Annotated in this window: 15 protein-coding genes and 1 tRNA gene; 6 read left to right on the forward strand and 10 right to left on the reverse strand. The window is 38.5% G+C overall.

Annotated features, from left to right (window positions below; all coding sequences use genetic code 11):
* The first annotated feature begins 101 nt into the window (after window positions 1-101).
* The 3 genes from ACKGJN_RS03680 (at window position 102) to ACKGJN_RS03690 (ending at window position 3,003) form a co-directional block, all read left to right on the forward strand.
* Window positions 102-233: a hypothetical protein gene (locus ACKGJN_RS03680; RefSeq protein WP_409538075.1), complete on the forward strand. Its 132-nt coding sequence runs from the start codon at window positions 102-104 to the stop codon at window positions 231-233.
* 231 nt (window positions 234-464) lie between these two features.
* Entirely contained in the window at window positions 465-1,295 is an 831-nt protein-coding gene (locus ACKGJN_RS03685; protein ID WP_409538076.1) for a DUF5602 domain-containing protein, read from the forward strand.
* 157 nt (window positions 1,296-1,452) lie between these two features.
* The gene (locus ACKGJN_RS03690; protein ID WP_409538077.1) at window positions 1,453-3,003 is read left to right on the forward strand and encodes a M20/M25/M40 family metallo-hydrolase; all 1,551 of its coding nucleotides are present in this window, start codon (window positions 1,453-1,455) and stop codon (window positions 3,001-3,003) included.
* 30 nt (window positions 3,004-3,033) lie between these two features.
* On the opposite strand, the gene ACKGJN_RS03695 is transcribed toward ACKGJN_RS03690, so the two are convergent.
* The 4 genes from ACKGJN_RS03695 to ACKGJN_RS03710 all read right to left on the reverse strand — a co-directional run bounded on the left by ACKGJN_RS03695 (window position 3,034) and on the right by ACKGJN_RS03710 (window position 6,193).
* The gene (locus ACKGJN_RS03695; RefSeq protein WP_409538078.1) at window positions 3,034-4,197 is read right to left on the reverse strand and encodes a DUF3095 family protein; all 1,164 of its coding nucleotides are present in this window, start codon (window positions 4,195-4,197) and stop codon (window positions 3,034-3,036) included.
* 160 nt (window positions 4,198-4,357) lie between these two features.
* Window positions 4,358-4,720 carry a hypothetical protein gene (locus ACKGJN_RS03700; protein WP_409538079.1) on the reverse strand — a complete coding sequence of 121 codons (363 nt, stop codon included), beginning with the start codon at window positions 4,718-4,720 and terminating at the stop codon, window positions 4,358-4,360.
* Between the two features lie 62 nt (window positions 4,721-4,782).
* On the reverse strand, window positions 4,783-5,712 hold the full coding sequence (locus ACKGJN_RS03705; RefSeq protein WP_409538080.1) for a DUF1028 domain-containing protein: 930 nt from the start codon (window positions 5,710-5,712) through the stop codon (window positions 4,783-4,785).
* Window positions 5,713-5,887: 175 nt separating this feature from the next.
* Window positions 5,888-6,193 carry a hypothetical protein gene (locus tag ACKGJN_RS03710; RefSeq protein WP_409538081.1) on the reverse strand — a complete coding sequence of 102 codons (306 nt, stop codon included), beginning with the start codon at window positions 6,191-6,193 and terminating at the stop codon, window positions 5,888-5,890.
* A 206-nt stretch (window positions 6,194-6,399) separates the two neighbouring features.
* On the opposite strand from ACKGJN_RS03710, the gene ACKGJN_RS03715 reads away from it, so the two are divergent.
* Window positions 6,400-6,471, forward strand: a tRNA-Arg gene (locus ACKGJN_RS03715).
* Between the two features lie 411 nt (window positions 6,472-6,882).
* Window positions 6,883-7,272 (forward strand): hypothetical protein, encoded by a 390-nt coding sequence (locus ACKGJN_RS03720; protein WP_409538082.1) that lies wholly within the window; start codon window positions 6,883-6,885, stop codon window positions 7,270-7,272.
* Between the two features lie 195 nt (window positions 7,273-7,467).
* On the opposite strand, the gene ACKGJN_RS03725 is transcribed toward ACKGJN_RS03720, so the two are convergent.
* From ACKGJN_RS03725 to ACKGJN_RS03740, 4 genes are all read right to left on the reverse strand, one after another.
* Window positions 7,468-8,160, reverse strand: a complete 693-nt coding sequence (locus ACKGJN_RS03725) for a phosphate signaling complex PhoU family protein (RefSeq protein ID WP_409538083.1) — start codon at window positions 8,158-8,160, stop codon at window positions 7,468-7,470.
* 297 nt (window positions 8,161-8,457) lie between these two features.
* Window positions 8,458-9,828, reverse strand: a complete 1,371-nt coding sequence (locus tag ACKGJN_RS03730) for a GH1 family beta-glucosidase (RefSeq protein ID WP_409538084.1) — start codon at window positions 9,826-9,828, stop codon at window positions 8,458-8,460.
* 56 nt (window positions 9,829-9,884) lie between these two features.
* A complete protein-coding gene (locus ACKGJN_RS03735; protein WP_409538085.1) occupies window positions 9,885-10,931 on the reverse strand; it encodes a glycosyltransferase family protein in 1,047 nt (348 codons plus the stop codon).
* Window positions 10,932-10,971: 40 nt separating this feature from the next.
* Complete coding sequence (locus ACKGJN_RS03740) at window positions 10,972-11,820, reverse strand: UDP-2,3-diacylglucosamine diphosphatase (protein ID WP_409538086.1); 849 nt, start codon at window positions 11,818-11,820, stop codon at window positions 10,972-10,974.
* Between the two features lie 899 nt (window positions 11,821-12,719).
* Here ACKGJN_RS03740 and ACKGJN_RS03745 point away from each other — a divergent pair.
* Window positions 12,720-13,091 (forward strand): hypothetical protein, encoded by a 372-nt coding sequence (locus ACKGJN_RS03745; RefSeq protein WP_409538087.1) that lies wholly within the window; start codon window positions 12,720-12,722, stop codon window positions 13,089-13,091.
* A gap of 14 nt (window positions 13,092-13,105) precedes the next feature.
* On the opposite strand, the gene ACKGJN_RS03750 is transcribed toward ACKGJN_RS03745, so the two are convergent.
* Complete coding sequence (locus ACKGJN_RS03750) at window positions 13,106-14,509, reverse strand: TolC family protein (RefSeq protein ID WP_409538089.1); 1,404 nt, start codon at window positions 14,507-14,509, stop codon at window positions 13,106-13,108.
* A 2-nt stretch (window positions 14,510-14,511) separates the two neighbouring features.
* Window positions 14,512-15,858, reverse strand: a complete 1,347-nt coding sequence (locus ACKGJN_RS03755; RefSeq protein WP_409538090.1) for an HlyD family secretion protein — start codon at window positions 15,856-15,858, stop codon at window positions 14,512-14,514.
* Window positions 15,859-15,861: the final 3 nt, after the last annotated feature.

A 15,861-nucleotide genomic window follows, 5' to 3' on the forward strand; every position in this document is an offset into this window, starting at 1 on the left:
TGCTTTATCACAGGTGAATGAAACAGATGTTTCCGGCTTTATTGGAAGAAGCCTACATCTAAGATAAGATGGATGGGGATTGATAAATTTAGGGTAGATGAATGCGGTGGGTTAATGAATGGTTGCAGGCAGTACTAAATACCAAAGCTGTGTGCAGTGAAGCAAGTCCTGTTGTCAATATGGTGGCCTTTTCAAAAAGAGAGGTACAAGACATGCAGGACAATCCGGTTTAGTATTCAGGTATGAATGGGAATTAAAGAAAGGGAATCAAACAAGGAGAGGTTTCTGGAATCATTGTCAATCTACCTTTAGGATAAATATTTAACAATTACGAAGTTAATTTTACCTAGCGAAGATGAACTCGAAACAGAAGTTTATGAGTTAAATTTTGTACAAGTGGATTAGGAATGAATTTGAAAATAGTTTTAAAAATTAAATCAATGTTAAATTAAAATTAATGAATCATGAAAAAATCAAAAAATTTCTTAGCAATGCCCCAAATTTTATTAAAGTTTTTTCCCCTGATTATTGTTTTTTTATTTTCAAGTTGTGAAAAGGAGGCTTTGACAGCTATTGAAAATCAATCGGCAGACCTTAGTTTTTTACCTTCTAAGGCTCATCCGGAAAAAATGAATACATTTTATGGACCGGCAAAACCATTTGGGAAAGGTGTTGCAAGAGCTATGGTAACTATGACCCATGATGGGGAGCCACGGGCTATTGGAATTAAATTTTCTGAAAGAGCACTTGAAAACCTTCCGACTGATCCTGAAGAATTTACTTTTCAACTTCCTAATAAGGCAAAAGGATTAGCTTTTGATCATATTGATCTTGGATGGAACCCAGAGGGACATGAGCCACCAGGGATTTATGACATTCCTCATTTTGACATCCATTTTTATATGATCTCTGAGGAAGAAAAAATGGGAATTACAGATCCCGATTTGGCCGAAATCCTTCCCCCTAGCCAATTGTGGCCTGAAAACTATTTCTCAACTCCCGGTTTTGTGCCCATGATGGGCAAACATTGGCTTAATATGTTTGCAGATGAACTTGAGCCTGAAGGTATATTTACACAAACCTTTATATATGGCTCTTACAATGGTGAATTTATTTTTTATGAACCTATGATTACCCTTGGTTATTTATTGGAAAAGTCCAGTATACAATATAATATTTCGCAACCAGCGGCATTTCAAAGAACCGGGTATTATTATCCTACTACATACAGTATAAACTACGATTCTACCAAAAAAGAATATACCATATCATTGGAAGGAATGGTACTTAGATAATATTTTTTAATTTCTATGGAAAGAGCTGCTGTAAAAGGCAGCTTTTTTATTGGCCAGCTCAAAATGATAACATTTATCATTTCTTTTTCCAAGCCCCAATTCATTTTTATAGGAATGTTATATTTGGGATTCTAAAAATATAATTTAAAACGGTTTTATGAAAAAAACGCTATTGTTGGTCACTGCATGCACCTCCTTGCTATTTGCTCCGCTGCAAGCTCAGGAAGCAGATCAGGTTATTGAAAACATTATTAAAGAAGCCAATGAGAATTCTCAACTTGAAACTTTAGGACACCAGTTAATGGACGTAATCGGACCACGTTTGGTAGGAACCCCAGAAATGAAGCAGGCTCATGACTGGGCGGTAAGTACGTACGATGGCTGGGGAATCTCTGCCGAAAATGAACAATGGGGTGAATGGCGCGGCTGGAAACGTGGGATCACTCATATAGATCTTATTGAGCCAAGGGTGAGGAGCCTGAGTGGAATGCAACTTGCCTGGAGTCCCGGGACGAAAAAACCTGTGATTGCTGAGGTTGTATTGCTTCCTGAAGCCCAGGATTCTGCTGCATTTGCAAAAATAATGTCTCAGGTAAAAGGGAAACTGGTGATGATCTCTATGCCTCAAGTGACAGGGCGACCAGATTATAACTGGGAAGAATTTGCTACAGATAAATCTTTCGAAAAAATGAGAGCAGACCGGGAGGAACAAACCAATGCCTGGAGAGAAAAAATCAGCAATACCGGATATAATGGAAGAAGTCTTCCACAAGCACTTGAAAATGCAGGTGCAGTTGGTATTATTACTTTAAACTGGTCCCGTGGATTTGGGGCAAATAAGATATTTTCTGCCTCTACAAAAAAAATTCCAACCATAGATCTTTCTCTTGAAGACTACGGAATGGTGTATAGACTGGTTGAATCCGGCAATAAACCAAAACTTAGAATTGTAGCTGAATCTAAAGAGCTGGGAGCTGTTCCGGCCTTTAATACCATCGCAACTATTAAAGGGACCGAAAAGCCCGAAGAATATATTATACTTTCGGCTCATTTCGATTCCTGGGATGGTGCTACCGGCGCTACCGATAACGGAACCGGAACCATTGTGATGATGGAAGCTATGCGTATTTTAAAGAAAATGTATCCCAATCCTAAAAGAACCATCATTGCAGGTCATTGGGGAAGTGAGGAACAGGGATTAAACGGTTCCCGTGCTTATGTAAAGGACAATCCTGAAATTGTTGAGAATTTACAGGCATTGTTTAATCAGGACAATGGTACCGGGAGAGTTGTAAATCTTTCCGGAGGTGGTTTTCTTCATGCGTACGATTATTTAGGAAGATGGCTGGAAGCCGTTCCTGAAGAGATCTCGGGTGAAATTGAAACCAACTTCCCTGGAACCCCTGCCGGAGGCGGATCAGATTATGCTTCTTTTGTGGCTGCAGGTGCTCCCGCTTTTAGCCTGAGTTCTATAAGCTGGTCCTATTGGAGTTATACCTGGCACACCAACCTGGATACCTATGATAAGATCGTTTTTGATGATGTAAGAAATAACGCGATCCTAACCGCAATCCTGGCTTATAAAGCAAGTGAAGATCCTGAAAAAACTTCAAGGGAGAAAAGGGTACTTCCTGTAAGCCGAAGAACGGGAGAGCAAATGACCTGGCCAGAGGCAAGGGATGCCACCAGGAAAGGTGGATTAGACTAAGTTAAAAAAGTAACCTTTTACAATAAGCGGCTACATTCCGGAGAATTTTTCCTTCAGATTGTTAGCCGCTTTTGTATATCCTCCATCGGCCCCATCCACAAAATGGATATGCTCATCTGTAGACATATCCTTGACATAGCAGGACATCACGCTTGCATTGCTAACGTGCAGGCCGTATTTGATCTTAAACGATTTTTCAAGTTCGTTCAGAAAGGAAATCAATGCTGCCCGTTGTTCCGGGGTGCCGGAGATTACCGTGTTTATCCGGCCGTCAATGGTTAGGGTATCGGTGAGTTCAACCAGTTTTTCAAGATACTCTTTTCCGGCCTGGCTGTGTTTCAAATAAATATCGCCAACCCGGGTTTTAAACCAGTTTTTTATGAAATACAACCTGTTATACCCTCCAAGTTTCACCTTCATTTCAGATTTTAGCAATCTTGGTTCCTGGCTGAGCTCCAGGTGTTTTACAGAAATGGGTTTCCGGCGTTTTGGAGATCCATAAATGTCGTCAATAGCATTCAATACCTGGGAAAATATTTTTGAAGGTTCCTGATTGCCGCATCCGCTCACTATTAAACTTATTACTTCCTGGCCTTCTTCAGGTGGTTTAATCTTTTTCCATTTGCATTCCATTCCATCAAGATTCAATGGGAATTGATCTGCCGGAAATTTGTTTAAATGGAAGTCTTCATCCTGTTTTATATGGTTTTCAGCATATTGTAACCCATTCCCTAAAACAACCGGGATACTAAAAGCATCGCTTATCTTTGCTTTGGAGATAATTAATTCAATATTATTTTTATAAATTTCACCCACAGAAATATGGCCAATTTTTAAATTGAATCCGAAATTTTTAGCGGTGTTCTCACGGTGTTTTTTCAAAGCGGAAATACCGCTTTCCAGAAGTTTTTCAGGAACCAGGATCACGGCGCCATCCCCTCCAAAGAAAAAAGGGATACTAATATTTGCTTTTGCTGCAAGGTTTAAAATAGCGATCACACTTCCGGTGGCTATAAGGTTTACATCCTGATGCCGTCCTTCCTGAATCGCTTGTGAAGAATTTTTTATATCTGCTGCCAGGATATGCCAGTCTTCAGGAACCGAAACGAACCGGGATTTGTCAGCGATTAATTCGCTTAACCGAATATCCTGAACAGGTAAATCTGAATAAAAAGTCTCGGTAGCGATGGCCATTTTTTAGATGTGTAGTCGGAATATTCAGAGAAAATTTCTGAAAAAGGATTTCTTTTTCAGGTAAACGCAGCCTTCAGGATACCTGAAAGCCTTCCGAATATATCGAATAAATCATTTCTGAAGGATCTGTTTTATTTTCTGAAACTTCGGTGCTGAAAAGCTATTTTTTCAGGTCTGCTCCTACAGGAATAGAACAATCGTGCCCAGGTTGCCCATGAGGCGGATTTTTTACCGGTGCCTCATCACTGTTCCAAACAGGGGAAACCCCGGTTGAAACAGGTGGAGGGTTTTGAGCTTTCGTATTTCCTGCCGCCTGATCCAGTGGTGCTCCAACCGGAATGTCACAACGGTGATTGGGTTGTCCATGCGCCGGATTTAAAGTGGCAGTGGTTTTAGTATTTGAATTGGTAGACTCAACTTCTGTTTGGGTAGGAGCAACCTCATTTTTTTCTTCATCTCTACAGGAAACCATAAGGGAAACTCCCAGTGCGATAATTGCAAGACTTATAATTCTTAATTGCATAACAATGAATTTTAATGATTTAATATATAAAATAACTTACGGATGTAAACAGTATTTAACAGTTATTTTACGATCCGGTTTAATTCCTCTTCAGTAACATCAAGTAATCCAGAGGCGGGTAATCTCATGGTCATTTCCCGCCAGTTTTCATCCTCTTCAAAGATTGATTTAAACACCGGAATTGCCTCATTAAACCTTTTACTGTTTGCAAGCGCGACTGCTTTCCAGAATTTCATTTCCAGATTTTCAGGAAATAAATTTTCTGCCTTCCCATATTGTAAAAGGGCATCATTCACATCTCCGGCTTCCATCGCCAGGTCGCCCTTATTCATAAATTCGTATGCACGCGCAACTTTAAGCAAACGTTCCAGTTCCACAAGTGGATTTGGATGATCGTCTACGCGGAGATCTATCTTTTTATCCTCCCAGGAATTCTCAACTTTATTTGCTCCTACAACGATTAACGCAGCCGATTGCTTTCCGCGGATATCCCCACCTGCCTCCTGTGCTGCCTTCAATGCCTCAACAACTCTTTCGGCCAGGGGAAGTTTTGAATTTTCAGCAAATGCTTTTTTCATCGCAGGAATTACATCGTCATTAAGCATCATATTTGCCTGAACCGAAAAATTATCCCCTACGTGATGCATAGCAGATTCAACACATTTTTCACCGGTAAAAGCCGCAGCCCTTCCGGAAGCATCTAAAAATGCCACCTGCCGAAATTCTTTGCCCTCATCTTTGGAAACCAGTTCCTTTAAGGCAACTGTGGAGGATTTCCCCTTTTCCATTAATTCCAGGCCTTTGGGACCATAGGCAGGATTTACAAAAGATTGCGTGGCAACCACGCCCACTCCCGATTTGCCCCAGGGCACTAATGCCCCAACAGAAAACCAATGACTTTGAACGCCTACAGCCATTTCCCCGGTTATAGAATCCCTTGCAACTATTGAAAAAGTATGAGCAAAAGGATCGGTTGGGCGGTTTTGGGACATACTTGTATTTAATGTCATACCAGATAGAACTAAGAAGAAAATTATTTTTTTCATGAATGAAAATCATTTAAAGTTTTAAATATAAACAATGCTTTTTGAGGTTTTGTTATTAAACCAAGAATAAATTGAATTAAGGAAGAGGGCGATTTGAAATAATGCAAGTATATTTTCCTTTTTACTCCTTTATTTCGAGAACTTTTAAATATTCCGGGCCGCCATCCACAGGATATCCGGCTATTTTTTCAGCCTTAATTCTAACCGTTTTTCCTTCGTATGCTTTAAAATTAATACTATCGCTTCTTAAAGCATAAAAGTTTTCATCGTTGCTTATGGTATGCGTTCCATATTGCCATGAGGACATTTCTATGGCTTTAATTGTTCCCGTGATTTCCATTAGATGATCGATTTGGGTTTTAATGGTATTACAGCCATAAGTAAAAGACAAAATTGTGATGAAGAAAATTATTTTTATCGGATTCATATGTAGATATTTATTGCTTTTTAACGGTCATATGCAATTCGCATTTCTTTATTGGTATTGGTATTGTATTTTCGTTATGCTCATTTCATTAAGAATGATTTAAATGCATTTCGAAGATAAGTTACTTTCTATGATTTATAAAATATAAGTTTCGCTAAGAATTTGAAAATATTCTCAAAACATTCTTATTTTTGCACCCCATAAAAGGCCTCGTAGTTCAACGGATAGAATAGAAGTTTCCTAAACTTTAGATCCAAGTTCGATTCTTGGCGAGGTCACTTTTAATTTAATTAAACCCTCTGTTCATAGGCAATTAAACAGAGGGTTTATCTTTTCTTGCCCACAATTGAACAATTTTTGAATTAATTAGCCTTTTTAAACCTATTTATACCTATTTGGTTTATTGTCTTTAAAAACCCACTTAAAAAGTAAACTTAAAATATTTCCTTTGATGATGTTCCCGGTATTGTTTCAAGTGGATCCATTAATAAAAACATCCTTAATGCAAATCTAAAGGTAAAATTGCATAAGATTGATTACGAGAAAGAACGCCATAGATAAATAAAGCTTTTTGATCTAAAGCAAATCCCTTAAAAGTTCAATTATTTTATAGTATCATAATGTACAAGTAATATGGCTCACGCTTCTAATATGTAATTTTACTTCTGTAAAAATTAAAGTGAAAAGCGATGGAATTTACCTGGATTGCACTACAAACCTTAGATAAAATAGGAATTAAACAAATCCCTTTACTTCCAGCCAGAAACACTCAAATAGACAATCACTTTTTGCATTCAAAAAATATTATTATTTCAGGTGAATTCTTTCCTACAAGTGAAAGTGCTTTTAAAGAAAATCTTCTGAAAAGTAACGTCAATGTGCAGCCAGAGATAACTCCGGAAACAGAGATTTTAATTTGTGGGAAATACCCTGATTGGATCCTGGTTGAAGAAGCGAGTCTCTACGGGATCAAAATAATATTTATTGACAAAGCGGGAGAATTATTCAGCAGAATAGCGATAAAACTTTGTAAAAGCAGCAGGCCTGTTCTGTCTTATAAAGAGCAATTGGGAGTTTAATTTCCATTTTTATTCCGCAAAATAATAACAGCATATAACGGTCTGGCAAATTTAATATAATATTTATCCGGAGGTTTTCTGAACTTCAGAATCTACATAATAAAATTTATATCCCGTGGATTTCCACTAAAAAAATTTTTTAAAAATGAAGAGATTAATAATATTATTAGACGGTATTTATATTACCTGATTAAATTATAATAAAAACTTGGCCTTTGGCTTTACTACTGCCTCTCTATAAAAAATGATCTCTTGTGCGATATTTGTTGCAAGGTCTCCAACTCTTTCCATTTTTTTGATAACGGTAAAAAGTAGTAAGGATTGATCTATTAAATCCACCTCATTTCTCAGTAATATAGATATAACAGAAATGGTATTGTAATTAATTTCATTTAGTTTCCGTTGCTTCTTAAAAACCTTATGTGCCCGTTGGCTACCCTGGTCCAGGTAGGCTTCGTGTATATCCTCCAACATAGAAATAGCATAGGAAAACATATCATTCAGGAGAAGTGTTTTCAACAATTTCTTATCGGGAAGCATATCTGACTCTGCGGTGTACCTGGAAATACCTAATGCATGGTCGCCAATACATTTTAGATTATAAATAATTTTCCGAAGGGCCATTACAAATCTTAGATCATCCCCCACTGGCTTGTGTAAGGTCAGAAACTGTTCACACTCATGATCAATATTTAGAACCAGAGCGTGCACCCGATACTCCCTATAGATAACATTTTCTGCTAAATCCTTATCCTGTTTAAGATATGCTTCTATAGATTTCTCCAGTTGCATTATACAGAGATTAAACATTTCTGCACCTAATTGGTTTAGCAGGTCTTTTCGTGGGTCTATATTTACCATAGTTTTGTCTTCCAAAATAGTGCGCATAATACTAAGTTAGTTTTATAAACAGGCTTAGTTAAATGCCAATAAAGCTGCATTTCCCGTAAGCATTTTAAAGATCCCAATTCAAAAAACCTGATAATGGAGAATACATTTGAAGCTAAGCTTCTCAAAAATAAAGGAAAGCATACGAATGAAGTTAAAATTAAGATTATCAAATAATTAATGAAGGGTTAACTCTATGTTACAGAAAATTTTATGAAGAGAGCCTGGAAGTGGGTATAGATCTATTAAACTTCAGACCCCTTTATATTTTGATGATCTTTATGGTTTTATCTAACTTCATCTGAGAAAATTACCATACCATTTACCCGAAGCTTTTACGGTTCTTTTTTGTGTATTGAAATCTACATGTACCAGTCCGAATCTCGGGCGAAACCCCTCTGCCCATTCAAAATTATCTAAAAAGGTCCATACGAAATAGCCTTTAACATTCACTCCTTCTTGTTTGGCCTTAAGTACTGCAGCAAGGTATTCTTTTAGATAGTTAATCCTCCTGTTGTCATGGATTGCCTGATTTTCAAGGGTATCTTCAAACCCAGCACCATTTTCTGTGACATATATTTTTCCGACTCCTTTATAGCTACTAAACTTTTTCAACATTTCGTAAATTGATTGAGGATAGATTTCCCAATTCATGGCAGTTAAAGGCACCTTTCTCTTTTCAGCTTTAATATTCCTGGCTTTAACAAAAGGAACAATCCAGGAATGCCTTACGATTTCCCGGGTGTAATTCTGTACTCCAATAAAATCAAAATCGAATTTCAATAATTCCTCATCTCCCGGAAGCTGATACTTTTCCAGCTTTTTAAGAAATTCAAGGTCCTTAACCGGATATCCCATTCCCAAAGCAGGCTCAATAAACATTCGGTTTACAAGAGCGTCAATCCTCTTCGCTGCCAGGTTATCTTTCACAGTGGGTCGTAATGGTTCAATAAGGGAACAGGAAAAAGTAGTACCTACCTGGGCGAGGGGGAAATGCTGTTTTATAATTCTGGCTCCTTCGGCCTGGCATAAAGCGGCATGGTGCATAGCCGGTAAGAAGTTCTTCATTCCTTTTTTCCCGGGGGCGTGAATTCCCAAAAAATATCCCGCACCTGCAAATACCAGGGGCTCATTAAGAACCATCCAATTTTTAACTCTGTCTCCAAAATTCTGTACACAAATAGCTACATACTCTTTGAACCAGTCTATGATTTCCCTGTTGGTCCAACCTCCCTTTTGTTCCAGGGCATAAGGTAGGTCCCAATGGTAAAGCGTCACCCAGGGCTCAATGTCAAGCTCAAGGCATTTATCTATGAGTCGGTTGTAAAAGTTAATTCCTTCAGGATTTGGTACGCCTACTCCGGAAGGGATCACTCTTGACCAGGATATTGAGAACCTGAAATTATGAATGTTCAGGTTTTTCATTAAATTAAGGTCCTCCTCGTATTTGTTGTAGAAATCGCAGGCGATGTTTCCGTTTTGACCCAGATAAATTTTACCTCTTTTGCCGGTAAAAATATCCCAGATAGAGGAACTCTTCCCATCTGCCTGGTGCCCGCCCTCTATTTGATAAGCTGCTGTGGATACGCCCCACTTAAAATCCTTACCAAAATCTTTTTTTTTGAAGGAACCGGCTTCCTCCGGCTCCTTTGAATATATTACCGACATTAATACCTGAAATAAAAATGGATTAAAAAGGAAGCAAATGTTCTTGCTATTTTCATTTAATCTACTGTAGGATCCGCACGTTCCAATAGACCTCTGTTTATAGCACCGAGGTTGGAAATGAAATGATCATTTAAAAGGGTTTGAATTATTTCCTGAGTATTATCGGGGTAATCCACGCTAATCACTATATCTTCTTTTAACCATTTTTCAATTTTCGGTAGTTGTTTTTTCTTTAGGTTTTTTAGTACTCTAACTCCTAAATATTGAAGAGCAGCAGCGTTGCAATGTTGTTCATATTGATTTTCCATAGGAACTACCAGAAGCTTTTTTTTCAAAAAAAGCGCTTCTGAAGGGGTTTCAAATCCCGCACCACAAAGAATGCCTGAGCTTGAAGCCATACTTTCGAGAAATGCTTCATTGTGAATGGGCCTTATTGAAATATTCTTACAGTGATACAATTTTTTGTTATGCTTTGAAAAAACTTCCCATTTAACATCATTAAATCGGGAAAGGATCTTGATAATCTTTTTATCACTATAAGATGGTAGATACACCGTATAATGGCCTTTGTTTGAAACAAAGAGTTCCCGAACCTGTTTTCTTATTACAGGAGTATAGGTGTGCTCATTAAATCTCTCAAAGTGAAAGCCATATCTGGCTGTGGCAGGAGCATAATACTTTAGAATGAATTTCCCTATTCTGTCCCGGTGCCTGGGTAAAGGAGCTTTGCTGGACAATACAGCGCATTGATGACTCAGAGCAATACAAGGTTTTCTTTTGAAGTAGCAGGCCCAGGCAGAAACCGGTTCGAAATCATTGATTATAATATCATAAAGCTCTACGGGAACCTGGTTAACTTCTCTTATGATTTTCCTGATGCTATTCTGACGGAAGGTTTGCCACAGGTCTACGCCTCCCTTTTTGCCAAAGACAAAGCCAAGACCTTTCTTCTGATATTTTACGGGATAAGGTAAAGAGATATCTGCCTGGGTACCGCTTATTAAAACATCCACACTGCCAATGTTCATGAGCACAGGTATGATGTCCCGGGCCCTGCTTAGATGCCCGTTTCCGGTTCCCTGGATAGCGTATAATATTTTCATTTTTTACTTTTTGGAAGATTTCTCATAAAGTTGTGGCTATTTACGGTTTAACAAAATTTAATTCCCGAACAAGGTTTTGAAATAATTCATCACTGTTTAGTTTGACCTCTTTAAATTTTTTGGCCCTGGCTGCCATTACCCTTTGATGATCTTCATTAAACTGGTACAGCACCCAGCCCCCGTTATTATATTCTAAAGCAGTAAGATTTTCTATCCAGTCGCCGGAATTAAGATAAATGACCTCCCCATCTTTCCCTTTTATTCTCCTAATTTCCGGCTGATGGATGTGGCCGCAAATGACATAATGATATCCGTTGGAAATGGCAATATCTGCCGCGGTTTGTTCAAAATCGTTTATAAATTTGACTGCACTCTTCACACTATTCTTAATTTTTTTGGAAAGGGATAATTTTCCCCTCCCCATTCCTTCAGAAATATAATTGAACATCCTGTTTATCAATATGAGGCTGTCATATCCTTTTGCTCCCAGTTTTGCCAGCCACTTGGAGTTTTGCATCGTAACATCGAAAACATCCCCATGAAATATCCAGGTTTTTTTACCGTCAAGATTCAGCACTACCTTATTTACAATTTGTAGTGAGCCCATTTCAAAACCAACAAATTTCCTGAGCATTTCATCGTGATTCCCGGTGACATAATAGACTTTCACTCCCTGAGCCAAAAATCCGGTGATACATTTAATTACCTGCATATGGGAATCGGGCCAGTAACTCTTATGGAACTGCCAAATATCAATTATGTCGCCGTTGAGGATCAATACTTCCGGCTGTACACTTTTGAGGTAACTCAAAAGCTCGCCTGCATGGCAGCCATAGGTGCCCAAATGAACGTCAGAAATGACGACAACTTCTACTTTACGTTTTTTCATGGTTTTTAAATATTATTATTCGGAATGGATTAAAGGAAAATTGCCGGTTATACCTTCCTGAAGAAAAGAAGGCTGCGAAAAATGAAAGAAATAAATTTACGGTTAAAGCTTCCTGAACAATAAATTGGGGATTGCCTCCTTTAAGTTTTAAAAAGGCGGGCAATCCGGAGAAGAAAAAAGGGAAAGAGGAGACCTGATACTTATGTTTAGTAGTTTGGACATTATCCAATAGTCGGTTTTCCAATATATCAGATTTAATTCCAAGCAATTTAGGAATGAAATATTACCTCATAATCATGTAATCATTAAATCCCCTTTAAGAATTATATCCCTATCGATTTTACGCAAAGAAAAAAGGGTGAAAATTTCTTAACACCCTTACATTTTGCTAATTCAAACAAACCTGACAATTCAACCCTGGCTTTGGCTTGATATATTAAACTTGTCGATGCAAATTTACTGTAACAAGAGTAATGCTGTATTAACTTAAAATTAAGTCATCAATAAGAAATCATTATTCCTTATTTCATGCACCGCCCCAGCACAGTTTTACAAAAATGCAGGCTTTGTTGAAATAAACTAAATTAGAGTAACCATAAAAGAACTATCAGCGATAAGCTTTAAATGACATCTTTGATATAAACAAATCCTGAGAAATTAAAAATTACTTCAATGGAGAAATTCAAGAAAATACTTAAAAGCCTTTTTTTTCCAGTTACTTTGCTAACCATAATTACCTTTTTAAGCTTGCTTATAACCATTCAGGCCTTATATATTGCATTTACGAATGATCACACTGCCGCTATATATGCCGTTATCACAATTCCAATAACGGTAGTTTTAATATTCCTTTATATAATTGACAGAGTATTAATCAGAAGAGTTCTTACTATAAAATAATGCTTGGAGAAATAGCTGTTGCAATATTTTTTTTTCTGGTATTTTCCTATCCAAATAGTTCTACAGATATCAATTTCTACACTGATCAGGATTATATATTGGTAATATTCGATTCTAATGAAAATTCCCTGGAAAAATTCAATAAAAAAGGGCTTTTTGGAAAGGAACTCAATGTTTATGGCACAAATACGCTCCATTTAGAAAGATCAATATCTAAGCGGAAAGACTTAAGAATAATCGAACTCAAAGAATGGATGGGATCTTATTATTTTGAGGGTGATTCAATAGAATATAGAGAAAATCCAAACACGAATTTTTTAAGGTCATCTGAAGTTTATATAGATAGTTTGTTAAACCAGGAAATGCATTAAACCTTATACCGGTTTTAATCCTCATCCGGTACTATTCCCAAATCTCGAAACAGCATAGCTTTAGCATATAGGAACTTATTAAGGATCTCATTTTGTTTAAGCCTCGCTTCTATCAAACGGATCTCCCTGGTATTTATCAGGAAAAGGGAACTTTCCCCGAAGCTCATCTTTCTTTCTTCTGCCGCCAGCATCAGATTATAATTTTTTACCATTTCTCCTGCCATTTGTGTTTGGATGCTATAGGATTCCAGTTGCTGGAAAGCAGCAAGGATCTTGTTTTCCAGCTGTCTTTCATTGAGCTTCAGGTCCAGTTCTGCATCCTGTATCCTGAAATTGGCCAGCCTAAGTTCTCCACGTTCCTTTCTTAGGAACAGGGGAAAACTAAAACTCACCCCTGCCTTGTAATTTTCGCGGTAAAAGCTTTGTAATTGATCCGGTTTCTGGGTGAGGAAATTATATTCCAGGTTTATTGCAGGCAACAGTCGGTTGGCCATAAGTCTGCGGTTCACCTCCAGCGCACGCAGGCTAAGCTCCATAGATCTAAGCCGTGGATGATTTTCAGGAATAACCCCAGGTGTTATTACGGCCGGAATGTTAAGGGCTTTATCTATATTTGGAAGAATTCCCACCTCCGGGATGATATTTGGTTGCAGTTCAACCGGGGTATTATTATCCAGCCATAGGAAATTGGACAGATCAAGTCTTTCCTTAACCAGATCTACTCTTGCCTGCTCCAGATCCAACGTTCTACTTTGTACGGATATTCTTGCCTCTACCGTATCTATGGCAGGAATCTCGCCCAGCCGGGCATTTTGCTCAATGCCCTTAAATCGTTCAGAAGCATTTTCAAGGAAACCCTCATAGATAATCATTTCATTGTAAACCCGTAACCAATCAAAATATGCCAGAGCTGCATTGTAAAGTACCTCATTAACCATTAGGTCACGGGCTGCAACAGACTGTTCCCTGTAAATTTTTGCACTGCGTAAGGAGGCCATACGCTTATTTATGAACATTCCCTGACCCACATCTACAGATATTCCTGCACTAAAAAGGCCGTCTGTTGGTACGGTCCTTTCAGGATTTAAATATATTCCCTGGTTTTGCTCAAAATTTGCTTTGAGTTCAATCCCGTACCAGGTTGGGATCTTGAAGGTGGAATTTAAAATATCATAATATTCAGTATTTTTAAACACCTTTCTGTCATAATCCACTTCAATTTTAGGATCAAATCCACCCCGTGCACGCAGCAATTCAGCTTCAGCCATGCTTAATTTTAAACCAGCCTGTCTTGCAACAGGATGAAACTGCTTAACGTATGCCAAATATTCCTTAAAGGTGAGCACTTCGGGAAGTTGCTCCTGTGCAAGCAAAGCCTGTCCATAAAAAAGAAATAGGATGCCAAGGAAGTTCTTCATTCTCAATATTTTTCTGTTGCAGCCTGTTCCGGCTGATAATAATTAGGAGGAAAGCCATTTAAATTTCTCCATATCTCGTACCAAATAGGCACATCTTCCAGCAGCGCCAGAGTTCTTGCGCCACTTCCAATACGAACATCCTTTGGCCACGGATGGTCTCCTGGATCTGGCGTAAGAAGAACCCTGTACAGCCCATTTTCGCTTATAAAATTCTCAATTGCAACCACCCTGGCGCCATAGGTTCCAAAGGAAAGGTTCTCCCAGCCACTAAAAACAATGGCCGGCCAGCCGTCAAACTGCACACGTACTTTCTCCCCTTTGTGCAATAAAGGCACATCCAGCGGTCTTACAAATGTTTCCACGGCCAGTTGAAAGTCTGAAGGCATTATGCCAACCAGGCGCTCCCCTTCCTTAAAGGTCTCTCCAATTCCAGCCCGTAAAGCTCTGTTAATATAGCCATTCTGCGGGGCCAGAATGTAATAGAGTTTATTTCTTATACTGTAATTGGTGAAATCGTTCTCCAGCTTGCTGACCTGTAATTCTGCATCAAATTGATTGGACTGGGCCGTGAACATTTCGCTTTCAGTTTTTGAGATCTTGTCATTATATTCGGCTTGGATTCGGTTAATCTCAAGCCGGGCATTTACTATCTCATTCTCACTGGCTAAAAGCCTGTTTTGGGCAGAGATATGACGTGCCTGTGTCTCCTGCAGTTTCAATCTTGCCTGTTCTAAATCTGGCAGGGCTTTAAGTCCTTCTTCTTGCAGTTGCCGGATACGCTCAAATTGTGTTTTGGCAATTTGTAAATTTGTTCCTGCAGCTTCCAGGTCTATGCTGTCACTCTTTACTTTTAAACGAGCCTGTTTCAGCTTATTGGTTGCCTGCTGAATTTTAAGAGCTCTTTCATTGTTTATCGCATTTATCTGCGCTCCAAGAGATCCAATCTTTCCCCTGTAGGATTCTACAGATCCGCTTTTTGCTGTAAGTTGCTCCCCCGTGCGTTCTACCAATAAGGGATCCAGGTACTGGTTGTTTACTTCAGAAATATGAAGAATGGTATCTCCTTTATTCACATAATCTCCTTCCTGCACATACCAACTTTCTATCTTTCCCGGAATAGGAGACTGAATGGTTTGAGGTCGGTGTTCCGGGCTTAAGGTAGTTACACTCCCTTTACCGGAAACCGTTTGAGTCCACGGCAGAAATAAAATAATGATAAGAAGAATACTAAATCCAAGTAAGATTCTGTTAAACCATTTATAATGACGGTGGTGGAAAACCCGCTGGGCCGATTTATAACCGGACAGGTCGACTTTTTTATTCAATTTTTCCTGAGATATATTCAGCATAAT

It is taken from the genome of Gillisia xinjiangensis (genome assembly GCF_046298265.1).
Taxonomy (GTDB): Bacteria; Bacteroidota; Bacteroidia; order Flavobacteriales; family Flavobacteriaceae; genus Gillisia; species Gillisia xinjiangensis.